Source organism: Vibrio sp. Hal054, from assembly GCF_037162405.1.
In the GTDB taxonomy this organism is placed as follows: domain Bacteria; phylum Pseudomonadota; class Gammaproteobacteria; order Enterobacterales; family Vibrionaceae; genus Vibrio; species Vibrio diazotrophicus.
In genome coordinates, this window is sequence record NZ_JARLUT010000001.1 from 3,316,469 (window position 1) to 3,339,505 (window position 23,037).

Here is a 23,037-nt window from a genome sequence, read left to right on the forward strand (position 1 = left end):
ATAGGGTCGTTAAGTATTGTTAAATAACAGACTTAGCGACCTTTTTATTGGTAGAGGCAGGGATATGGCTTTTGTAAAAGATCACTATGCGGTATTTGGTAATCCTATCGGACACAGCAAATCACCGTTCATTCACACATTGTTTGCGCGTCAAACCAATCAAAGCATGGAATACACCGCTGAGTTAGCGCCAGTTGATGGGTTTGTAGCTACTGCAAAAGCTTTTTTGCCAACGGTGGCCGTGGTTGTAATGTTACGGTTCCTTTTAAAGAAGACGCCTACAAGTTTGCAGATCGTTTAACCGAGCGAGCACAACTTGCTGGTGCGGTGAATACGTTGAAGAAACTGGATGACGGTGAGATCTTAGGTGATAACACCGACGGTGAAGGTCTGGTACAAGATCTTATGCAATATCAGGTGCCGCTGAAAGGCGCTAAAATTCTACTGATCGGTGCTGGTGGTGCAGCTAAAGGTGCACTGAAACCATTGATTGATAAAGAGCCTGAAAGTATTACCATTACCAATCGAACGTTTGCAAAAGCGGAGTCATTAGCGAACGCCTTCAGCGGTTTAGGAAAAGTGAATGCTGCAGAGATGAGCCAAATTGAGGGCAGCTTTGATCTTATTATCAATTCAACCTCTGCAAGCTTAGATGGAAAGTTACCGGAAATTTCGCCTTCTATATTCAGTGCCCAGAGTGTGGCCTACGATATGATGTATGGCAAAGGCCTAACCATCTTTAACCAGTGGGCACTGGATAATGGCTGTGGTCATGTCTATGACGGCTTGGGAATGTTAGTTGGGCAAGCAGCCGAGAGCTTTATGTTATGGCGCGGTTTGCGTCCCGGCACAAAACAAATCCATCGTGAATTAAGAAAAAATTTGGAAGGCTAATGAACCAATCGATTCTTTTCCCTGACATGCAAGAGTGGAACAGTGAGCTACAAGCCGTAACATTCCCTGCTCAGCAATCTGGTGCTTTAATTGAATGTATTGTTACGCTCGATGAGCTTGCGAAGATCTCGGGTGTCACTATTAGTAGTGAGCAAGAAGCGTTAGCCGCATTTGAGACTGTTCGCTTTGACCTAGAGGAATTGGCTGAGGAACTGATTGAAGACGAAGCCTTCAATCAGCTTGGACAAATAGAAGTTGTCAGCTAATCAAAGCACAACATCTTTAACATCGTTTAAATAGTCATTTTTCGTCTGCACGTAGTTATCGGCAGATTTTTGTAGGAAAGCTCGTTCTTTATCAGAAAGAGGACGAGCTTGCTTAACAGGGCTTCCGACATATAAGTAGCCACTCTCAAGGACTTTCCCCGGAGGAATCAAGCTGCCTGCCCCAATCATTACATCACTCTCTATTACAACGCCATCCAGAACAATAGCGCCCATACCAACGAGTACGCGATCGCCAATTGTACATCCGTGTAGCATAACTTTATGACCGACAGTCACATCATTACCTATAATGAGTGGGTAGCCGTTCGGGTTATCGGCATTTTTGTGAGTGACATGCAATACGCTACCATCTTGGATGTTAGAACGTTCACCAATATGTATGTGGTTAACATCGCCGCGAGCAGAGACTAATGGCCAGATACTGGCGTCGTCTCCTAATTGAATATCGCCCACAATTATAGACGTTGAATCGATATAAACTCGGGAACCGATGTTAGGTACGATACCTTTGTAACTACGAACAGGGCTCATGTGGCCTCCTTTTTCTGGCTGACAATGGCATATTAAAAGCCAATTAGTTGCATTTATAGCCCGTTGCGCGCAAAAAACAGTCAAACAAACAAAAAATAGAAAAAAAGCCAAAAAAGCACTTGCCAATGTGAAGCTGATCTCTATAATGCCCCCTCGCTGACACGGACAAGCTTCGAAAGAAACAAAAGGTGTTCAGCAAGGTTGTTTTGTAAGGCTGAAAGCCTACGAAAATAAACTTAAAAAAGTGTTTGACACGAAAGTTTATATCGCTAAAATGACCGCCTCTTCCGAAGTGACCTAAGTCACTAACGTGTAGGAAGAAAGCTCTTTAACAATTTAAACCTATCAATCTGTGTGGGCACTCGTTGATGAAAATCAAAGTTAAGTCTTCTCTCTTGTAGTGAAGCAACTTAGGTTTCAATGAACTGAGTGACCAATCAAGACTTCGGTCTTGGCACAGTCAATTCATTACCATTCTGTTGGAATGGTAATAGCTTTAAAATTACGTCTTACTTTCGAGTAAGAGCAGTTTTGAAGTCAGTATTCGTTGAGCCGACAAAATCTTAAATTGAAGAGTTTGATCATGGCTCAGATTGAACGCTGGCGGCAGGCCTAACACATGCAAGTCGAGCGGCAGCACAGAGAAACTTGTTTCTCGGGTGGCGAGCGGCGGACGGGTGAGTAATGCCTGGGAAATTGCCCTGATGTGGGGGATAACCATTGGAAACGATGGCTAATACCGCATAATAGCTTCGGCTCAAAGAGGGGGACCTTCGGGCCTCTCGCGTCAGGATATGCCCAGGTGGGATTAGCTAGTTGGTGAGGTAATGGCTCACCAAGGCGACGATCCCTAGCTGGTCTGAGAGGATGATCAGCCACACTGGAACTGAGACACGGTCCAGACTCCTACGGGAGGCAGCAGTGGGGAATATTGCACAATGGGCGCAAGCCTGATGCAGCCATGCCGCGTGTGTGAAGAAGGCCTTCGGGTTGTAAAGCACTTTCAGTCGTGAGGAAGGTAGTGTAGTTAATAGCTGCATTATTTGACGTTAGCGACAGAAGAAGCACCGGCTAACTCCGTGCCAGCAGCCGCGGTAATACGGAGGGTGCGAGCGTTAATCGGAATTACTGGGCGTAAAGCGCATGCAGGTGGTTTGTTAAGTCAGATGTGAAAGCCCGGGGCTCAACCTCGGAATAGCATTTGAAACTGGCAAGCTAGAGTACTGTAGAGGGGGTAGAATTTCAGGTGTAGCGGTGAAATGCGTAGAGATCTGAAGGAATACCGGTGGCGAAGGCGGCCCCCTGGACAGATACTGACACTCAGATGCGAAAGCGTGGGGAGCAAACAGGATTAGATACCCTGGTAGTCCACGCCGTAAACGATGTCTACTTGGAGGTTGTGGCCTTGAGCCGTGGCTTTCGGAGCTAACGCGTTAAGTAGACCGCCTGGGGAGTACGGTCGCAAGATTAAAACTCAAATGAATTGACGGGGGCCCGCACAAGCGGTGGAGCATGTGGTTTAATTCGATGCAACGCGAAGAACCTTACCTACTCTTGACATCTACAGAAGCCAGCGGAGACGCAGGTGTGCCTTCGGGAACTGTAAGACAGGTGCTGCATGGCTGTCGTCAGCTCGTGTTGTGAAATGTTGGGTTAAGTCCCGCAACGAGCGCAACCCTTATCCTTGTTTGCCAGCGAGTCATGTCGGGAACTCCAGGGAGACTGCCGGTGATAAACCGGAGGAAGGTGGGGACGACGTCAAGTCATCATGGCCCTTACGAGTAGGGCTACACACGTGCTACAATGGCGCATACAGAGGGCAGCGAACTTGCGAGAGTAAGCGAATCCCAAAAAGTGCGTCGTAGTCCGGATTGGAGTCTGCAACTCGACTCCATGAAGTCGGAATCGCTAGTAATCGTGAATCAGAATGTCACGGTGAATACGTTCCCGGGCCTTGTACACACCGCCCGTCACACCATGGGAGTGGGCTGCAAAAGAAGCAGGTAGTTTAACCTTCGGGAGGACGCTTGCCACTTTGTGGTTCATGACTGGGGTGAAGTCGTAACAAGGTAGCGCTAGGGGAACCTGGCGCTGGATCACCTCCTTACGTAAAGATTCTCTTGATGAGTGTCCACACAGATTGATTAGGTTTAGAAAGATAAGAGTATCTTAGTGTCCCGTTCGTCTAGAGGCCTAGGACACCGCCCTTTCACGGCGGTAACAGGGGTTCGACTCCCCTACGGGATACCATGGGTCGTTAGCTCAGTTGGTAGAGCAGTTGACTTTTAATCAATTGGTCGCAGGTTCGAATCCTGCACGACCCACCATTTCCTTCCACAGGAAACTAGTTTGATTTCACTTTTTAAAGTGAAGACAAGTTAGAAAATGTGGGCGATTAGCTCAGTTGGGAGAGCACCTGCCTTACAAGCAGGGGGTCACTGGTTCGAACCCGGTATCGCCCACCACTCTTTAAGCATTTTTGGATAAAGAATCCAAACCACTTCAATAAAACGTACGTGGTTCGGACTTTTGACGACGAGGATCCTTAAAAAGTGATGAAAATGCACTTTGCTCTTTAACAATTTGGAAAGCTGACAGTTAATAATTTGATTTAATTATTAACTATTAAAAGTTCTCAAATCCTATATCTCATAGAGATGTAGGTACCAATACACATTCAAGTGTTCTTGGGAATCTTACTTTTTAAGTAAGTATTCATATTTGAGTCCGGCAAAATCGAAATGTCTCTCGCTCATTCAAATAATGAGAGACAACAAACCTTGGTTGTTTGCCATACATAAAGACCTCTTGGGGTTGTATGGTTAAGTGACTAAGCGTACACGGTGGATGCCTTGGCAGTCAGAGGCGATGAAGGACGTATTAACTTGCGATAAGCGTAGATAAGGCAGTAAAAGCCACTTGAGTCTACGATTTCCGAATGGGGAAACCCACTCACATAAGTGAGTATCATTAACTGAATACATAGGTTAATGAGGCGAACCGGGAGAACTGAAACATCTAAGTACCCCGAGGAAAAGAAATCAATTGAGATTCCGAAAGTAGCGGCGAGCGAAATTGGATTAGCCCTTAAGCTTTTAATGACACAGGTGAAGGCTCTGGAAAGTGCCGCGATACCGGGTGATAGCCCCGTAACCGACATGTCATTTTGAGTGAAAACGAGTAAGGCGGGACACGTGATATCCTGTTTGAATATGGGGGGACCATCCTCCAAGGCTAAATACTCCTGACTGACCGATAGTGAACCAGTACCGTGAGGGAAAGGCGAAAAGAACCCCTGTGAGGGGAGTGAAATAGAACCTGAAACCGTGTACGTACAAGCAGTAGGAGCCTCTTCGTGGGGTGACTGCGTACCTTTTGTATAATGGGTCAGCGACTTATATTCAGTGGCAAGGTTAACCGTATAGGGGAGCCGTAGGGAAACCGAGTCTTAACTGGGCGTTCAGTCTCTGGATATAGACCCGAAACCGAGTGATCTAGCCATGGGCAGGTTGAAGATTGAGTAACATCAATTGGAGGACCGAACCGACTAATGTTGAAAAATTAGCGGATGACTTGTGGCTAGGGGTGAAAGGCCAATCAAACTCGGAGATAGCTGGTTCTCCCCGAAAGCTATTTAGGTAGCGCCTCGGACGAATACTACTGGGGGTAGAGCACTGTTAAGGCTAGGGGGTCATCCCGACTTACCAACCCTTTGCAAACTCCGAATACCAGTAAGTACTATCCGGGAGACACACGGCGGGTGCTAACGTCCGTCGTGGAGAGGGAAACAACCCAGACCGCCAGCTAAGGTCCCAAATGATTACTAAGTGGGAAACGATGTGGGAAGGCTCAGACAGCTAGGATGTTGGCTTAGAAGCAGCCATCATTTAAAGAAAGCGTAATAGCTCACTAGTCGAGTCGGCCTGCGCGGAAGATGTAACGGGGCTAAGTAATCAACCGAAGCTGCGGCAATGCAATTTATTGTATTGGGTAGGGGAGCGTTCTGTAAGCCGTTGAAGGTGTGTTGTAAAGCATGCTGGAGGTATCAGAAGTGCGAATGCTGACATGAGTAACGATAAAGGGGTGAAAAACCTCCTCGCCGGAAGACCAAGGGTTCCTGTCCAACGTTAATCGGGGCAGGGTGAGTCGACCCCTAAGGCGAGGCCGAAAGGCGTAGTCGATGGGAAACGGGTTAATATTCCCGTACTTCTTACAATTGCGATGGGGGGACGGAGAAGGCTAGGTGGGCCTGGCGACGGTTGTCCAGGTTCAAGTGCGTAGGCTTGAGAGTTAGGTAAATCCGGCTCTCTTTAAGGCTGAGACACGATGTCGAGCTACTACGGTAGTGAAGTCATTGATGCCATGCTTCCAGGAAAAGCCTCTAAGCTTCAGATTGTAAGGAATCGTACCCCAAACCGACACAGGTGGTCGGGTAGAGAATACCAAGGCGCTTGAGAGAACTCGGGTGAAGGAACTAGGCAAAATGGTACCGTAACTTCGGGAGAAGGTACGCTCTTGACGGTGAAGTCCCTCGCGGATGGAGCTGATGAGAGTCGCAGATACCAGGTGGCTGCAACTGTTTATTAAAAACACAGCACTGTGCAAAATCGTAAGATGACGTATACGGTGTGACGCCTGCCCGGTGCCGGAAGGTTAATTGATGGGGTTAGACTTCGGTCGAAGCTCTTGATCGAAGCCCCGGTAAACGGCGGCCGTAACTATAACGGTCCTAAGGTAGCGAAATTCCTTGTCGGGTAAGTTCCGACCTGCACGAATGGCGTAATGATGGCCACGCTGTCTCCACCCGAGACTCAGTGAAATTGAAATCGCTGTGAAGATGCAGTGTACCCGCGGCTAGACGGAAAGACCCCGTGAACCTTTACTACAGCTTGGCACTGAACATTGAACCTACATGTGTAGGATAGGTGGGAGGCTTTGAAGCGCAGACGCTAGTTTGTGTGGAGCCGTCCTTGAAATACCACCCTTGTATGTTTGATGTTCTAACTCAGACCCGTTATCCGGGTCGAGGACAGTGCCTGGTGGGTAGTTTGACTGGGGCGGTCTCCTCCCAAAGAGTAACGGAGGAGCACGAAGGTGGGCTAAACACGGTTGGACATCGTGTGGTTAGTGCAATGGCATAAGCCCGCTTGACTGCGAGAATGACAATTCGAGCAGGTGCGAAAGCAGGTCATAGTGATCCGGTGGTTCTGAATGGAAGGGCCATCGCTCAACGGATAAAAGGTACTCCGGGGATAACAGGCTGATACCGCCCAAGAGTTCATATCGACGGCGGTGTTTGGCACCTCGATGTCGGCTCATCACATCCTGGGGCTGAAGTCGGTCCCAAGGGTATGGCTGTTCGCCATTTAAAGTGGTACGCGAGCTGGGTTTAGAACGTCGTGAGACAGTTCGGTCCCTATCTGCCGTGGGCGTTGGAGAATTGAAGGGGGCTGCTCCTAGTACGAGAGGACCGGAGTGGACGAACCTCTGGTGTTCGGGTTGTTACGCCAGTAGCATTGCCCGGTAGCTAAGTTCGGAATTGATAACCGCTGAAAGCATCTAAGCGGGAAGCAAGCCCTGAGATGAGTTCTCCCTGGCACTTTAAGTGTCCTAAAGGGTTGTTCGAGACTAGAACGTTGATAGGCAGGGTGTGTAAGTGCTGTGAGGCATTGAGCTAACCTGTACTAATTGCCCGTGAGGCTTAACCATACAACACCCAAGGGGTTTTGTGGGCTCAAAGCAAGAACAGAATTGAATGTGTAGAGAACATTAGCAGCTTTCCGAATTAACAAATTTGCTTGGCGACCATAGCGATTTGGACCCACCTGATTCCATGCCGAACTCAGAAGTGAAACGAATTAGCGCCGATGGTAGTGTGGGGTCTCCCCATGTGAGAGTAGGACATCGCCAGGCTTTTATTTTCTTTCACTTTTTTAAAAAGTGAAGATAAAAAGGTAAGGTTACTTGTAGTAACGAGTAACAAACATCATCAGTGTACTAATCTGACGATGACAATTTGTGGAGAGATGGCTGAGTGGTTGAAAGCACCGGTCTTGAAAACCGGCGTACGTTAATAGCGTACCTAGGGTTCAAATCCCTATCTCTCCGCCACATTGCAAAGCCCGCTAGAAATAGCGGGCTTTTTGCTGTCTGTACCTTTTCTAAAACCATCGTGAAAAGATTAATAAAACTTAATCTGCACACAACCACCGCTTAATCATCCTGCACGTATCCTTTCTTAACAATTAAACGCAAGAGGATAAAACGTGAACATTTTAGGATACTTACAAAAAATCGGTAAAGCACTGATGGTGCCTATTGCCGTGCTGCCTGCCGGTGGTTTGATGCTTGGCCTTGGCTACGCTTTAGACCCATCAGGATGGGGGGCGAATAATACCAATCTAAGTAAAAATGTGATCTAATTGAGGCCATCCAACAATAAAACTGATTCTCTATGGATAGCCTCAATAATATCGACTTTAAAAAGCTCGCAAGCCAGCAGAAATCCATCCAGATGAAAATGAGACTGCTGGCCCTCGCTCATTTCAAAGATGGGCAATCACGCACACAAATCGCCAAGTTTCTCAAGGTAAGTCGAACCAGTGTCAATAAGTGGGTTCAAGCTTTTCTTGAAGAAGGGCTGGAAGGGCTACAAGAAAAGCCAAGAACTGGAAGACCGCCATTCTTAACTTCCGAGCAAAAAGAGCAATTGAGCCAATACATAAAAGATAAAGCCAATGATACACAAGGCGGACGACTGACTGGTGCCGACATCCACGCTTATATTGTGAAAGAATTCGGCCAGCACTACCACCCTGATTCTATCTATTACCTGCTCGACCACATGGGCTTTTCATGGATAACTTCCCGCTCAAAACACCCCAAACAATCTCAACAAACACAAGACGATTTTAAAAAAATTCAAAATCGAAACGATCCTTAAGATCCCGGGACATATAGCTTTAGAGTGTGTCGATGTCTGGTTTCAGGACGAAGCCAGATTTGGGCAACAAAACACGACCACACGTTTATGGGCTGAAAAAGGAACTCGCCCAAGAGCCGTGAAGCAACAACAATTTGAGTATGCCTATCTGTTCGGTTCAGTCTGTCCCAGCAAAGGAATTGGTGAGGCTATCGTTGTCCCTTGGGTTAGTAAAGACATCATGATAGAGCACTTAAAACAAATATCGGCAGTCACGGAGAAGGGACGTCACGCCGTCGTTGTTATGGATGGGGCAGGATGGCATACAGAAGACATTACCAATGACTTTAAGAATGTCAGTGTCATCAAACTTCCCCCTATTCTCCAGAGCTAAACCCTATCGAACAAGTATGGAGTTGGTTGAGGCAACGCTATTTAGCCAACCAATCTTTTACTGATTACGACGATATCATCGCCAAAATCTGCGATGCATGGAATCGTTTTTTGGATAGCCCTAAAAGAGTCACCAAAATGTGCTCAAGAAGATGGATAGACCTGACCAGTTAATTTTCCAGATTGGTATAACCCATTGGCTGCTGTACTGGTTTACGGTGGTAAAGGGATTATGGATAACCAAGCTTGGTTGTTTGCGGTTGGCGTCGCTTATGGATTAGCGAAAGATAATAACGGTGCCGCCGCGCTATCTGGATTACTTGGTCTGCTAATTGTCGAGATGATTGTCGGAAATCCTGCCGTGATTTCTCAGATCACCGGAGTGCCTGTCGCTGATATGAGTTCTTCGGAACTGATTGCGTCCGCGGCTGCTGTTAGTGCATTTACCGGTATCATGATGGGGATAGTGGCTGCCACTCTTTATAACCGTTTCCACACTATCAAACTGCCTGCTGCATTAGGTTTCTTTGGTGGTAAACGTTTCGTGCCCATAGTGACTTCACTGGCTTCTATTCTGATCAGTGTTGTAATGGTTTACGTATGGCCTGCAGTTTATGGCTCCTTAGTTAATTTTGGCGTTTCGATTTCTGAAATGGGCGCAGCTGGGGCTGGCATATACGGTTTCTTCAACCGTCTTCTTATTCCTGTTGGTTTACATCACGCCCTGAATCAGGTGTTCATCTTTGATCTTGTCGGTATTAACGACATTTCTAAGTTTTGGTCTGGGACTGGCGAATTAGGCGTCACAGGTATGTACCAAGCGGGCTTCTTCCCATTTATGGGATATGGTTTACCTGCTGCATGTTTGGCTATGTATCACTGTGCTAAGCCTGAGAACAAGAAAAGAGTTGGCGGCATTCTTGGGGCGTCAGCACTGACTGCAATATTAACCGGTGTTACTGAACCTATTGAGTTTGCATTTATGTTTGTGGCACCAGCGTTATATGTTGTTCATGCTTTACTTGCCGCGTTATCCCTTTATATTGCCGCGAGTATGCAGTGGTTTGCGGGTTTCACATTCAGCGGTGGTTTAATCGACTTCATTCTGTCTTTCAATTTGCCTCTCGCAATCAAACCGTACATGTTGATCCTACAAGGGTTTGCCTTCGCGGTTATCTACTACAGCGTGTTCCGATTCGCTATTGTTAAGTTTGATTTGAAAACACCGGGACGCGAAGATGCAGAGGTTGCTGAAGAGAACGAAACAACAACCAATGAGAAAGCTGCTCAGTATCTGAAAGCGTTGGGAGGTCATAGTAATCTTACTTCTATCGATTCATGTATTACGCGCCTTCGCTTAACGTTGAAAGACATTTCCATTGTTGATGAGCGTACGCTTAAAGCCATAGGGGCGATGGGTGTAGTGAAGATAGGTGCGAATAACGTGCAGGTAATTATTGGAACAGAAGCCGAAGAAGTGGCTCACTCGATGAAGCTTATTCCAGAGACACGAGATCTATCGGATGTAGTTGTTCCTAACTTCTCTGCTTAACTGGACATCAAAATAAGACAAAGGCTAAGTAATGACTTAGCCTTTTTTATATCGATTAATTATCAAAGTAGAGCCGTGCACGTAGACCTGGATTGTTGTCACGTAAGAACAGGTGTGCGTTATGCAGATTAACGACCGCATCAACCAGAGATAACCCTAGACCATTGCCTGCTTCAGAACGGCTTTGGTCAGCCCGATACATAGGGCGGCAAACATACATTTTGTCGTAGTCGGAAATACCAATTCCAGTATCGGCGATGACAACACCATAGCAGTCAGCAACGATATCAATCGATCCACCGCTTGGAGTGTATTTCACTGCATTTTCCAGCAGGTTAAATACGGCTCTAAACAGCAGCGAGCGATCTCCGGTAACCTCGCAAAGGGTGTCTTGCCTGAAGGTTAAGCGTTGTTGTTTCGCTTCAGCTACTGGGGCTATGAACTCTATGGCGTCTTGAGTTACTTTGCCTAAATCGATGGATTCTTTACTGATGTTGATTTGGCCGCTGTTCAGTTTGGCAATTTCAAGCATGCTATTGAACAGTGACAGGATGAGTTCCAATTCATCATAGCAAGCGGAAATACTCGCTCTTTGAGAGAGCGATAGCTTGTCTTGATCTAGAATGTCTTCGAGACGCAGTTTAAGCCTCGCCATCGGTGTTCTCATATCGTGAGCTAAACCTGTGGTCAGAGATTTAAGGCTAGATTCGTTCTTGGCCATTTGTTCAATCATGAAGTTGAGATGAATGGCTAAAATATCAAACTCATCATCCTGCCGAGAAACCGCTATTTTGACGTTATGCTCTCCGCACAGAACGCGATTCATAGCGTGATTCACTTTTTCCAACCGCTTGAGAATAAGTACGGTGAAAAACAGTGCAGATATAATCATGACGGCAACAGGGAGAATGATCCCAGAGAAGACAATCGGAATGAGGGATTTTCGATATTCTTCAACTGCGGTTTTATTCACACCGATCTCCAGCTTGAGATTATTCCCGACCAGAATGTTATGCCTGTTTCTTTGCAAATCGATTGGGTAGTAAGAGTGTGGCAAGTCGATTTCGTCAGTTTCAATCAGGTTGTAGTAGAAAGGAGTTGTGGCGGATCGCTTGGTTTCTAAAAGTTGTCTTACATCTTCCGTGCTCTGCTGTGCTGCAAAGTTGAACTCCAAAATCTCTTCATTGAGTTGTCTGGCGAGTTGTTGGCGGTGGAAATTATCTGAATCTCTGTAGACTTGGTGTATCACTATGATGTTGATGAGAGTCACGAGTAAAAACAGACTTACCAATGTTTTAAATACGGATGAACGGGTTAATGCATAGTCATCGACGAAGGACATACCCGACACCTCTCACTGTATGTAACAGCCCTGAACATCCGGCATCTTCCAGCTTGCGGCGTAGGTTCGCTACATGCACATCAATGACGTTGGTTCTAGGATCAAAATGATAGCTCCAGATATTTTCGAACAGACGCATGCGCGATACCACTTGCTCACTATGTTCTACAAAGTATTGAATAAGTTGGAACTCTTTCGGCTGAAGAATGATTTCCTGCTGATTGCAGGTCACTTTGTGTGCTTTGAGATCGACTTGTAAACAGTGGTAATTAAGGACGTGTTGAGTCGTTTGGGGTCTATGTGTGCGGTTGATAATGATGTCGACTCTTGCAATAAGCTCTGCCAATGCGAACGGTTTAATCAAGTAGTCGTCGCTACCCGCTTGCAAACCATCGACGCGGTCATTGACGCTATCCATTGCACTTAATATCAGTACAGGAAGCTGCTCTTCAGCGGCTTTAATCGCGGCCAGCACTTTCATTCCATCAAGGTAGGGCAACATTCTGTCTAGGATGATCAGTTGATATTCAGAACTTAGCGCCATCATCAGCCCTTTCTTACCGTCTTCTGCTTGGTCAACAATATAGCCGTGTTCCGTTAGCCCTTTACTGACAAACTCTCGAGTTGTGCTGTCATCTTCAATGATGAGTATTTTCATAGGATGTCCTTTTTGATTAGTACTTTACTGGTGAAAGCAAGTAGGAAGGGAATGAAAAAAGTAGGCTCGCGTGACTAATGCGAGCCAATACGATTTAGGGGGTAAATCGTTAAACATTGCAGCTTTGTATATAGGTTGTCGTGCAGATTGTATGTGAACCTATATTGAGCAGACCTTTTGGAAAGATTAAAGATAGTTAATGATGTACTCAGCTAAAAACTGAAATGTTCACGTCTAAATTGCCGTATTAACTTAATGTGCACTGTGAAACAGATAAGCACGCACAGGGTTTTGATGGCATTTAGAGATTGAGGTTTCCTTTGAATAAGTATTTGGCGTTATTGCTCATCACATTGAGTAGTTCAGCAATGGCATTCAATGATGATGAAGATTTCAGTAAGTTATTCTTTGAAGTTGGATACAGCTGGGTTGAGCCATTGTATGTTGACGGGGATTTTGATCTCGATACAGAAATCTCAAGCGTGTTTAGCCTTGGATATAAAGTCGATGACGCAAGTTGGCTTATGTTAAGCCATCAAGATGTGCTTTCTTATACTTCAATCAGCTATAAACGCAGCATTACAAAGTGGGCTTTTGATGAGCAGCGTTTTGTTCCCTACTTCAGTGTCGGGCTTGGTATGGGGAGTGATGAAGTCGGAGATGCCGACATCAATGTCTTTGGTGTAACGGGCAGCTTCGGTGTGGATTACCGAGTCAACTCTTATGTAGAGCTGACCGCTTCTGTTTCGTTAACCGACCAAAGTTTTGAAATGGATAGTAGTACAGAATCAATTTCAACTTACGGCATTTCAAACAGTGCTAACTTCGGTGTGCGAATTTACCCGTTTTAATATCGGCAGCTCTACGTTTAGAGCATGCCTTTACTGAGAAATAAATGTCCCTTCAGCCAGCTCCCATAATGCTCTAACCAATGGGTTATCCAGCTGTGAGCGTCGGCAACAAACCCCGAGTTGAAAGGGTTTAATCGGAGAGTAGGACAGGCGTTGAATACTGTCTCGCACAGGGCTGTTGTTAATGACAACGTCGGGTGCGATTCCGACACCACAGCCGAGCGCTACCATACTGACAATCGCTTCATGACCAGCAATCTGTGCATAGATGCTAGGTTTGATTTTCATTTTCTTGAACCAAGTATTGGCACGATCGCGGGCGGTTCCTGATTCGGGAACAATAAAAGGAATCTGGCTCCAGTCAGGTTTTTCTTTATGCAGCTCTTCAACCCAACTGCTAATTCCTATCGGCGCAATCACTGAAAGTGGTATTTCACTGATGGTGGTGAACTCAACTTTAGACGGTAAGCTCTCAGGCATGGCGGAAATTGCGATATCTGCCTCATCATTTAAAATCTTATCGATTGCCTGAGCAGGATCTCCGGTAAGCAACTTAAATTCGATGAATGGATGTTTAAGCCTGAATGAACTCAGTAGCTGCGGAAGATGGCTGTAGCTTGCGGTTACTGAACAAAAGAGGCGAATTTCACCTTTGAGTTCATGATCTTGTGCGTTGATTTGAGACTGAAATTGCGTCCAGTCGTGAACCATTTTTATAGCAACTGGTAATAATTTTTCCCCTGCTGGAGTCAACTCTACACTACGGTTATCGCGAATAAACAGCGGGTGCCCAATCTCATCTTCCAACTTCTGTATTTGACGGCTTAATGCTGAAGGGCTGACATGCATGGATGTGGCCGACTTGCTGAAATTCTTGCTGTCGCAGATATTGAGAAACAATTTGATGGTTTTGATATTCATGAACTTTTCCACGTTGCATTTATTGCAATAACTAATTGTGAATATATCACTTTCAGCAATTAAATGTCTGCTTTAGTATGAACTCATTCGGTGCAGAGCCACCGACCCTACGGAAAGATAATTACAGGAGCACCACAATGGCTAACTATTTCAATACCCTAAATCTACGTGAACAATTGGACCAACTAGGTCGCTGTCGTTTCATGGATCGTGAAGAGTTCGCGACAGAAGCTGATTACCTGAAAGGTAAGAAAGTGGTTATCGTAGGTTGTGGTGCTCAAGGTCTTAACCAAGGCCTGAACATGCGTGATTCAGGTCTAGATGTTTCTTACGCACTTCGCCAGGCAGCAATTGACGAAAAACGTCAATCTTACAAAAATGCAAAAGACAACGGTTTCAACGTAGGCAGCTACGAAGACCTTATTCCTCAAGCAGACCTAGTAGTAAACCTAACTCCTGATAAACAACACACAAACGTTGTTGAAACAGTAATGCCTCTAATGAAAGAAGGCGCTGCACTAGGTTACTCACACGGCTTCAACATCGTTGAAGAAGGTATGCAAATTCGTAAAGACATTACTGTTGTAATGGTTGCGCCTAAGTGTCCGGGTACAGAAGTACGTGAAGAATACAAACGTGGTTTCGGTGTTCCTACACTGATCGCAGTTCACCCAGAAAACGACCCTAAAGGTGAAGGTTGGGATATCGCTAAAGCTTGGGCTGCAGCAACTGGTGGCCACCGTGCAGGCTGCCTAGAGTCTTCATTCGTAGCAGAAGTAAAATCTGACCTGATGGGTGAGCAAACTATCCTATGTGGTATGTTGCAAGCGGGTTCTATCGTTTGTTACGAGAAAATGGTTGCTGAAGGTATCGATGCAGGCTACGCAGGTCGTCTACTTCAATACGGTTGGGAAACAATTACAGAAGCATTGAAGTTCGGTGGCATCACTCACATGATGGACCGTCTGTCTAACCCAGCGAAAATCAAAGCATTCGAGCTTTCTGAAGAGCTAAAAGAGCTAATGCGTCCGCTGTACAACAAGCACATGGATGACATCATCTCTGGTCACTTCTCTAGCACTATGATGGCTGACTGGGCAAATGACGATGCGAACCTTCTAGGCTGGCGTGCAGAGACTGCAGAGACTGCATTCGAAAACTACCCAACATCAGATGCTAAGATCAGTGAGCAAGAGTTCTTTGATAACGGCATTCTAATGATTGCAATGGTTCGTGCTGGGGTTGAACTGGCATTCGAAGCAATGACTGCATCAGGCATTATCGATGAGTCTGCTTACTACGAATCACTACATGAGCTTCCACTGATTGCGAACACGGTTGCTCGTAAGCGTCTATACGAAATGAACGTGGTTATCTCTGATACTGCGGAATACGGTAACTACCTATTCGCTAACGTTGCAACGCCTCTACTACGTGAGAAGTTCATGCCAAACGTAGGTACTGACGTAATCGGTAAAGGCTTAGGCGAAACGTCTAACCAAGTAGATAACGCGAAACTTATCGAAGTGAACAGCATCATCCGTAACCACCCAGTGGAATACATCGGTGAAGAGCTACGTGGCTACATGAAAGACATGAAGCGCATCGCGGTAGGTGACTAATAGAAAATAAATGCCAGCCAAACACTAAAAATTCAAAGGCTGGCATAGCGTTACCGCAATAAATATAAAAGCAAACACAACAAGAACAAAAAGGGCTGAGTCGTGAGATTCAGCCCTTTTACTTTTTATCGAATTATCGATGAATAAAATTATTTATCAGCCAGTTTGCTTTCCAGCTCTGCTAGCTTTTGTTCCATCTCAGTCAGCTTCTGACGAGTGCGAAGCAGCACTTGAGTTTGTACATCAAACTCTTCACGGCTCACTACATCCAGTTTGTTAAGCTGGCCTTGAATTACTTGGCGAACTTTCTGTTCCACATCCGCACCCAGCTCTTTGACCGGTTGAGGCATTGATTCGTGAATTTGCTTAGCAATTTGCTCGAGTTTCTTTGGGTCAAACATCGGGTTTCTCTCCTATCTTTCTGGTGAACATTCTATTCAATTCGCACCAGAAAGTCGTTAATTGCTGCAATAAAAAAGGCCACAGATGTGACCTTTTGTGATTATGAGAACATGAAGTTATTCATGACTCGCTTGTTGCTCTTTGTCAAAACGCGCCAGAGCTTCGAGTTCTTTTGCTTCGACAAACACTGGTAGTGGTTTGTGTTTTTCTGCTAGGTAGCTGTAGATCACGGGCAATACGAACAGTGTGAACAGCGTACCAATAGAAAGACCAGCGACGATAACAATACCGATACTGAAGCGTTGAGCCGCACCTGCACCGGTTGCGTACATCAGCGGGATCAAACCTGCAATCATTGCTGCGGTTGTCATCAGAATCGGGCGAAGACGAACTTTCGCTGCTTCAGTAACCGCTTCAATACGGGATTTCTTATTATGAAGCTGTTCTTCTTTTGCAACTTCACAAATCAGAATACCGTGTTTGGTGATCAGGCCAACCAGAGTAATCAAACCTACCTGAGAGTAGATGTTCATGGTTGACGCACCCCAAGCCAGCGTAATCAGCGCACCACAAATCGCCAGAGGTACCGATACCATGATGACCAGTGGATCTTTCAATGATTCAAACTGAATAGCGAGAACCAAGAAGATGATAGCCAGAGCTAAAGCGAATGTAGCGTAAAGCGCATTACCTTCGGTAACGTACTGACGAGCTTCACCCATGTAGTCATGGTTATATCCGCTAGGAAGCTTCGTTTTTGCAACATTCTCAAACCAGCTGATTGCATCACCCATTGCGGTACCTGGCGATGGCACTGCGCCAATGGTGGCGGAGTTTAACTGGTTGAAGTGTGGCAGTGAACGAGGTTCTGCGACAACATCAATACTGATCAAGCTACCTAGCGGCACAGCTTTACCATCAGTCGCGCGAACGAAGTAGTTCTTCATCGACTCAGGATTTAGACGATATTTGCGCTCCACTTGTGGGATAACTTCATAAGAGCGTCCATCTAGGTCAATTCGGTTCACATAGCCGTCCGCCATCATGGTACCCAGTGTGGTACCAATGTCTTGCATGGTTACGCCATAAGCACCGGCTTTGTCTTTATCAATATTGATTTTCATTGTTGCGGAGTCGTAATTCAGATCCAAATCTGAATAAACAAACAATGGGCTCAATTTAACGTCGGTCAATATTTCAGTGGCGATGGTAAACAGACTTTCGAAACTGTTTGGTGTCGTCAAAACAAACTGGATTGGCAGACCAGAACCTGCACCCGGCAGTTCAGGCATTTGGAACGCAGTCACAGCCATACCCGGAATGTTTTGGATTAACGTTCCCACTCGGTTAGTCACTTCAGCTTGGCTTGCTTCTCGCTCGCTCCAAGGCACCATAGATGCGATACCAAACGCTTGGTTTGAGTTTGGAACACCGGTAAATACCTGAGCAAACTGAACTTCTTTCTGCTCTGACAGAATCTTATTCACGTCATTCATTGTATTTTGCAGATAGTCCAAGTTCGCATTTGAAGAGCCAGTACCCATCAGTACCACAACACCTTTATCTTCTGATGGCGCAAGTTCACTTGGGATAAACTTAAACAACATTGGTAAGCTTGCAAACACGATGAAAGCAAATGCAATGATGACTGGACGACGTTGCATCACAGCGTCCAGCATTCGAGCGTATCTCTCTGTCATCCCGTCTAGGATATGGTGAACTTTTTGCTCAAACTTGCTTGGCTCTGCATTTGCTTTCAGCATTTTTGAACACATCATAGGAGATAGTGTTAAGGCAACAATTCCTGAAACAAATACTGCACCCGCAAGCGTCAAAGCAAACTCTTTAAACAAAGATCCGGTAATACCACCCATCATGGCGATAGGAGCGTATACCGCACCTAAGGTTAAAGTCATCGCAATTACAGGAATAGCAATTTCTCGCGTACCGATAATTGCGGCTCGGAATGGTGTCTCGCCTAGCTTGATATGACGGTCAACGTTTTCCAACACAACAATCGCATCATCCACCACCAAACCAATAGCCAGTACCATTGCCAGCAAGGTCATCAGGTTCCATGAGAAACCCATAGACTGCATCACCATCGCAACACCGATCAGTGAAAGCGGGATCGTCACAATAGGAATCAGCACAGCACGGAATGAGCCAAGGAATAATGTAATGACGATCAGTACAATTAACGCCGCTTCTAAGATGGTTTTAATTACCTCTTGAATCGACTCGTTAATTGCGATGGTAGAGTCATACATCACATTCATTTCAATGGTGCTAGGTAAGTTGCTCTGTAGCTGAGGCAAAAGTTCTAACACATCAGCGGCAATATTAATTGGGTTCGCGCTTGGCGCTGCGTTAATAGCAGCAACTACCGCTTCGCGTCCATTAGCACTTGCACGATAAACATCGTGACTTTTTTCCAAAGAGACTTTAGCTACATCGCTCAAACGGATGACAGAACCTTCGCCCGTTTTAACAACCAGGTTCTTAAGTTCATCCACGTTCGATACTTGTGTATCTGCACTACCGTTATAGAGGACGAACTCACCCGTTGCTTGACCAGTTGCTGATTGGTAGTTATTGGCATTCAATACACCCATAACATCGCTAGCAGTCAGGTTCAGTGCCGCCATTTTGGCTGGGTCAAGCCAAACGCGTAGCGCGTATTTCATACCACCATACAAGTCGACTTTGGATACACCGTTTACGGTAAATAGCTGCGGGTTGATTACACGTTCCAGATAGTCAGTGATCTGACTAGATGCCAATTCGTCACTGGTAAAACCGATATATAAAACAGCAGTCGTTGAACCGGTCGACATGGTTACAGACGGGTCTTCTGCTTCCTTCGGTAGTTGCGAACGCACAGAGTTGGTTTTTGCCAATATGTCCGATAGAGCAGCATTTGGGTCAGTATTGAGCTTCATCATCACCGTAATAGTGGATTTACCTAATACGGATGACGATGTCATATAGTCAATGTTGTCAGCCTGAGCGATGGCTTGCTCCAAAGGCTGAGTAATAAAACCTTGGATTAAGTCGGCACTGGCACCGTAGTAACTGGTTGAAACCGTTACTACTGTGTTCGTCATTTCCGGATATTCACTCACCTGCATTTTGAACACGGCTTGTAAACCAAGCAAAGCGATCAAAACGCTGATTGATATCGCGAGAACTGGACGTTTTATAAAAACATCAGTAAAGCGCATGAGTCCTCCAATTACAGCATCGGTGTTTGAGCTGGTGGAGTAGTTGCACTGCTTTCTACTACACGAACTTTCGAATTGTTACTTAGACGAACTTGTCCTGAGGTGATCACAACATCACCAATCTCTAAACCATTAAGGACATGAGCATCTGCTCCTTTACGTTCGCCAACTTTTACGACGCGCTGCTCTACACGATCAACACCATCGACCTTTTTCATGACATAGATACTATCGCCATACAGGGTAAAGGTAATCGCAGTTTGCGGAACAATTACTTGGTCAACCAACTTCGGTAAGATGATATTCGCTCGAGCAAACATACCACTACGAAGAAGACCATCGTTGTTTGGGATATCTGCTTGAACTTGAATCAAGCCACTCTGCACACTGACAGCGGGTTCAATGGCTGTAATTGAACCGGTAAATGAAGTTTCTGGGTAAGAATCAACGAAAATATTAACCTCTTGACCTAGCGAGATGCGTGAAATATCGGTTTGTGAAATCGTAAAACGCAGACGCATTACGCTGGTATCTTCCAAACGTACAATGTCTGTGCCCGGTTGAAGGTATTGACCTAGGTAAACATTACGGATACCCACTACGCCAGCAAATGGCGCTTTGATTTCACGACGTTCAATCGCTGCTTTGAGGCTTTCGATATCCGCAGACAGAGACAAATAGTTCGCTTCGGCTTCATCGTAAGACTCTTTTGAAATTGAGCCTTTGGTGTAAAGACCTTTATAGCGTTTGTATTTTGCTTCAGCGGCAGGTAGGCGAGCCTGAGTACTTTTTAGGTTGGCAATTTCTACTTTTGAATCCAACAATACCAAAGGTTGCTCTGCAGATACCTGAGTACCTGATTCAAACGTAATCTTGTCAATCACCCCACTAGTTTCAGAGGTTAACGTGACACCTTGGTTTGGTTCAATAAAGCCAATAGCTTCAATCACTGGTGTCCAGTCATTGGCTGTTACTTCAGTGACAGTAACAGGAAACTCTGGTTCAGGACGGTTTGCCATATACTCGGCGATTTTCTGTTGCTTGAATAAATTGAAACCAATCACGCTGCCAAAAAGTAGCACAGCTATCAGTAACATAAAAAAGGTCCACTTTTTCATTTGGCTCAGAGCTCCAAGTTCGTGTTGGATTGATATTTAGTTACTTTAAATCAAGCCATTAAACACGTTTGCTAACGAGTAAACCCGAGAAGAGGATTCTCCTCGGGAAAAGATAATTTCATAAGTTGGCGGTATTATGCGCAACGAAGTATCTATTTTGCAATACACTTGTGCAATAAAATGATAAATAGTTACACTTTTAACTTAGTTGGAATTGATCGCTTATGCGGATTATCATAAGCGGCCTTTATTTATTGACTCGAGAACACTATGAAGCTGAACCCTAGACAAGACGAAGCCGTAAAGTATGTATCTGGCCCATGCTTGGTTTTAGCGGGTGCTGGTTCGGGTAAAACTCGTGTAATCACTAACAAAATAGCCTATTTAGTTCAGCAGTGTGGTTATAAAGCGCGCAATATTGCAGCGGTAACGTTTACCAATAAAGCGGCGCGTGAAATGAAAGAGCGTGTCGGACAGACTTTAGGACGCCAAGAGTCCAGAGGTTTGATGGTTTCCACCTTTCATACCTTAGGTTTGAATATCATTCGTCGTGAGTTTAAGCACCTTGGTTTAAAAGCGGGTTTCTCTCTGTTTGACGATCAAGATCAGTTGGCGTTGCTAAAAGAGTTAACGGAAAAGCAGTTAGATGGCGACAAAGACTTGCTGCGCCAGTTGATGAGTACCATCTCCAATTGGAAAAATGACATGATTACGCCTGAGCACGCCAAAGCGATTGCTCAAGGCGAACAAATGCAGTTGTTTGCTTTCTGTTTTGAAATGTATCAAACCCAGATGCGCGCTTATAACGCATTGGATTTTGATGATTTGATTCTCATGCCTGTAATGCTTTTGCGTGGCAATGAAGAAGTTCGCCAACGCTGGCAAAATCGTATTCGATATCTATTGGTCGATGAATACCAAGATACCAACTCCAGTCAGTATGAACTGGTAAAACTGCTGGTGGGTGAACGAGCACGTCTCACCGTCGTTGGCGATGATGATCAGTCCATCTATTCATGGCGTGGGGCGAAACCACAGAACTTGGTGTTGCTTGGCCAAGATTTTCCCAATTTAAAACTGATTAAGTTGGAGCAGAACTACCGTTCAACCAGCCGTATTCTTCGTGCAGCTAACATCCTGATTGCGAACAACCCGCACGTGTATGAAAAATCGCTGTTCTCTGAAATTCCCGATGGGGAAAAACTCAAAGTCATCTTAGCGAAAAACGATGAACATGAAGCTGAACGTGTAACCGCGGAAATCATTGCTCATAAGTTTCTTAATAGAACCGAATACAGAGATTATTCAATTCTGTATCGCGGGAACCATCAGTCACGATTGATAGAAAAGTATCTGACGCAAAACCGGGTTCCGTACAAAATCTCCGGTGGCACGTCGTTTTTCGCTCGTGCGGAGATCAAAGACATCATGGCTTATCTGCGAGTGTTGGTGAATCCAGATGATGACAATGCGTTCTTACGCATCGTCAATACACCTCGCAGAGAGATAGGCCCTGTCACACTGGAAAAGCTGGGCAGCTATGCCAATATGAGAGGAAAAAGCTTGTTTGAAGCGAGCTTTGAACTGGGTTTAGAACAACATTTATCGGGAAGAGGTCTTGAGAACTTACAACGTTTTACTCAGTGGTTGGTCGCGATTGCTGATAATGCGGAACGTGGTAATACGGTTGAGGCGGTACGTTCACTCGTTCGTGATATCAACTACGAAGACTGGTTGTATGAAACCTCATCAAGCCCTAAAGCGGCAGAGATGCGAATGAAGAACGTCTCTGATCTTTACTCTTGGATTGTTGCCGACTTAGAAGGTGATAATCCAGATAAAGAAGAGAAAACACTGAAAGAAGTGGTTCAGCGATTGACCCTACGTGACATGATGGAACGCGGGGAAGACAATGATGATAGTGATGCTGTGCAGCTGATGACTTTGCATGCGTCGAAAGGTCTTGAATTTCCGTACGTTTACTTGCTCGGTTCTGAAGAAGGTATTCTGCCGCATCAAACCAGCATTGATGAAGACAATGTAGAAGAAGAACGTCGCTTAATGTACGTAGGTATCACACGTGCGCAGCGGGAACTGACTTTTATTATGTGTAAAGAGCGCCGCCAGTTCGGTGAACTGATAAAGCCGACACAAAGCCGATTCTTGGATGAACTTCCGTTTGATGATGTGGAATGGGAAAGTCAGAAAAAACCACAAACGGCAGAAGAGCGCATGGCAAAAGGGCAGGCGCACATTGCTAATTTAAGAGCAATGTTTAAGAAATAGTTTAACGCCCAGAGAGACTCTGGGCGTTTTTTCT

The 23,037-nt window shown here is 45.5% G+C and carries 12 protein-coding genes, 4 tRNA genes, 3 rRNA genes and 3 pseudogenes; 15 read left to right on the plus strand and 7 right to left on the minus strand.

The features are described 5' to 3' along the window. The first annotated feature begins 64 nt into the window (after positions 1–64). Together aroE and P4S58_RS15495 are read left to right on the plus strand one after the other, a co-directional pair. A pseudogene (aroE, locus tag P4S58_RS15490) lies at positions 65–894 on the plus strand (shikimate dehydrogenase). Then, a complete protein-coding gene (locus tag P4S58_RS15495; RefSeq protein ID WP_102964113.1) occupies positions 894–1,160 on the plus strand; it encodes a DUF1488 domain-containing protein in 267 nt (88 codons plus the stop codon). Before aroE ends, P4S58_RS15495 begins: the two are co-directional and overlap by 1 nt. Here P4S58_RS15495 and P4S58_RS15500 read toward each other — a convergent pair whose 3' ends face one another. After that, a complete protein-coding gene (locus P4S58_RS15500; protein WP_102964114.1) occupies positions 1,161–1,712 on the minus strand; it encodes a gamma carbonic anhydrase family protein in 552 nt (183 codons plus the stop codon). Positions 1,713–2,277: 565 nt separating this feature from the next. Here P4S58_RS15500 and P4S58_RS15505 point away from each other — a divergent pair. The 10 genes and pseudogenes from P4S58_RS15505 to nagE form a co-directional block, all read left to right on the plus strand. Continuing rightward, positions 2,278–3,819, plus strand: a 16S ribosomal RNA gene (locus tag P4S58_RS15505). Positions 3,820–3,886: 67 nt separating this feature from the next. Continuing rightward, positions 3,887–3,962: transfer RNA gene (locus tag P4S58_RS15510), tRNA-Glu, on the plus strand. Position 3,963: 1 nt separating this feature from the next. Further along, positions 3,964–4,039: transfer RNA gene (locus P4S58_RS15515), tRNA-Lys, on the plus strand. A 62-nt stretch (positions 4,040–4,101) separates the two neighbouring features. Then, positions 4,102–4,177, plus strand: a tRNA-Val gene (locus P4S58_RS15520). 355 nt (positions 4,178–4,532) lie between these two features. After that, positions 4,533–7,421: ribosomal RNA gene (locus P4S58_RS15525) — 23S ribosomal RNA — on the plus strand. 88 nt (positions 7,422–7,509) lie between these two features. Further along, a 5S ribosomal RNA gene (gene rrf, locus P4S58_RS15530) occupies positions 7,510–7,625 on the plus strand. The 16S, 23S and 5S rRNA genes sit together here with 4 tRNA genes alongside, the layout of an rRNA operon. Positions 7,626–7,732: 107 nt before the next feature. Continuing rightward, positions 7,733–7,823, plus strand: a tRNA-Ser gene (locus P4S58_RS15535). Positions 7,824–7,978: 155 nt separating this feature from the next. After that, entirely contained in the window at positions 7,979–8,134 is a 156-nt protein-coding gene (locus P4S58_RS15540) for a hypothetical protein (RefSeq protein WP_337164452.1), read from the plus strand. A gap of 32 nt (positions 8,135–8,166) precedes the next feature. Beyond that, positions 8,167–9,201: pseudogene (locus P4S58_RS15545) on the plus strand (IS630 family transposase). A gap of 13 nt (positions 9,202–9,214) precedes the next feature. Further along, positions 9,215–10,579: pseudogene (gene nagE / locus P4S58_RS15550) on the plus strand (N-acetylglucosamine-specific PTS transporter subunit IIBC); the annotation flags it as partial. A 55-nt stretch (positions 10,580–10,634) separates the two neighbouring features. Here nagE and P4S58_RS15555 read toward each other — a convergent pair. Further along, complete coding sequence (locus tag P4S58_RS15555) at positions 10,635–11,921, minus strand: sensor histidine kinase (RefSeq protein ID WP_102964116.1); 1,287 nt, start codon at positions 11,919–11,921, stop codon at positions 10,635–10,637. Further along, positions 11,905–12,579: a response regulator transcription factor gene (locus P4S58_RS15560; protein WP_102964117.1), complete on the minus strand. Its 675-nt coding sequence runs from the start codon at positions 12,577–12,579 to the stop codon at positions 11,905–11,907. The genes P4S58_RS15555 and P4S58_RS15560 overlap by 17 nt, the downstream gene beginning before the upstream one ends. Before the next feature lie 320 nt (positions 12,580–12,899). Between P4S58_RS15560 and P4S58_RS15565 the strand changes: the two genes are divergently transcribed. Continuing rightward, complete coding sequence (locus P4S58_RS15565) at positions 12,900–13,430, plus strand: hypothetical protein (protein ID WP_146029096.1); 531 nt, start codon at positions 12,900–12,902, stop codon at positions 13,428–13,430. A gap of 30 nt (positions 13,431–13,460) precedes the next feature. On the opposite strand, the gene ilvY is transcribed toward P4S58_RS15565, so the two are convergent. Beyond that, complete coding sequence (gene ilvY, locus P4S58_RS15570) at positions 13,461–14,351, minus strand: HTH-type transcriptional activator IlvY (RefSeq protein WP_042489822.1); 891 nt, start codon at positions 14,349–14,351, stop codon at positions 13,461–13,463. 137 nt (positions 14,352–14,488) lie between these two features. Here ilvY and ilvC point away from each other — a divergent pair, with 137 nt between their 5' ends. Next, positions 14,489–15,973 carry a ketol-acid reductoisomerase gene (gene ilvC, locus P4S58_RS15575; protein WP_102954948.1) on the plus strand — a complete coding sequence of 495 codons (1,485 nt, stop codon included), beginning with the start codon at positions 14,489–14,491 and terminating at the stop codon, positions 15,971–15,973. Between the two features lie 149 nt (positions 15,974–16,122). Here the strand turns inward: ilvC and ubiK are convergent, their stop codons facing one another. The 3 genes from ubiK to P4S58_RS15590 all read right to left on the minus strand — a co-directional run bounded on the left by ubiK (position 16,123) and on the right by P4S58_RS15590 (position 20,717). Next, positions 16,123–16,374 carry a ubiquinone biosynthesis accessory factor UbiK gene (gene ubiK, locus P4S58_RS15580; RefSeq protein WP_042489818.1) on the minus strand — a complete coding sequence of 84 codons (252 nt, stop codon included), beginning with the start codon at positions 16,372–16,374 and terminating at the stop codon, positions 16,123–16,125. Positions 16,375–16,491: 117 nt separating this feature from the next. Further along, a complete protein-coding gene (locus P4S58_RS15585; protein ID WP_102954949.1) occupies positions 16,492–19,599 on the minus strand; it encodes a multidrug efflux RND transporter permease subunit in 3,108 nt (1,035 codons plus the stop codon). Positions 19,600–19,610: 11 nt separating this feature from the next. Continuing rightward, positions 19,611–20,717 (minus strand): efflux RND transporter periplasmic adaptor subunit, encoded by a 1,107-nt coding sequence (locus tag P4S58_RS15590; protein WP_102964119.1) that lies wholly within the window; start codon positions 20,715–20,717, stop codon positions 19,611–19,613. 270 nt (positions 20,718–20,987) lie between these two features. Here P4S58_RS15590 and rep point away from each other — a divergent pair, with 270 nt between their 5' ends. Next, positions 20,988–23,003: a DNA helicase Rep gene (rep, locus tag P4S58_RS15595; protein WP_102954951.1), complete on the plus strand. Its 2,016-nt coding sequence runs from the start codon at positions 20,988–20,990 to the stop codon at positions 23,001–23,003. Positions 23,004–23,037 lie beyond the last annotated feature (34 nt).

What these genes read in the sequence shown, in the direction of transcription:
- P4S58_RS15560 (WP_102964117.1), bottom strand. Translation starts at nt 12,579, where the DNA reads ATGAAAATACTCATCATTGAAGATGACAGCACAACTCGAGAGTTTGTC.
- ilvY (WP_042489822.1), bottom strand. Translation starts at nt 14,351, where the DNA reads ATGAATATCAAAACCATCAAATTGTTTCTCAATATCTGCGACAGCAAG.
- P4S58_RS15555 (WP_102964116.1), bottom strand. Translation starts at nt 11,921, where the DNA reads ATGTCCTTCGTCGATGACTATGCATTAACCCGTTCATCCGTATTTAAA.
- P4S58_RS15495 (WP_102964113.1), top strand. Translation starts at nt 894, where the DNA reads ATGAACCAATCGATTCTTTTCCCTGACATGCAAGAGTGGAACAGTGAG.
- P4S58_RS15585 (WP_102954949.1), bottom strand. Translation starts at nt 19,599, where the DNA reads ATGCGCTTTACTGATGTTTTTATAAAACGTCCAGTTCTCGCGATATCA.
- rep (WP_102954951.1), top strand. Translation starts at nt 20,988, where the DNA reads ATGAAGCTGAACCCTAGACAAGACGAAGCCGTAAAGTATGTATCTGGC.
- P4S58_RS15590 (WP_102964119.1), bottom strand. Translation starts at nt 20,717, where the DNA reads ATGAAAAAGTGGACCTTTTTTATGTTACTGATAGCTGTGCTACTTTTT.
- ilvC (WP_102954948.1), top strand. Translation starts at nt 14,489, where the DNA reads ATGGCTAACTATTTCAATACCCTAAATCTACGTGAACAATTGGACCAA.
- ubiK (WP_042489818.1), bottom strand. Translation starts at nt 16,374, where the DNA reads ATGTTTGACCCAAAGAAACTCGAGCAAATTGCTAAGCAAATTCACGAA.
- P4S58_RS15500 (WP_102964114.1), bottom strand. Translation starts at nt 1,712, where the DNA reads ATGAGCCCTGTTCGTAGTTACAAAGGTATCGTACCTAACATCGGTTCC.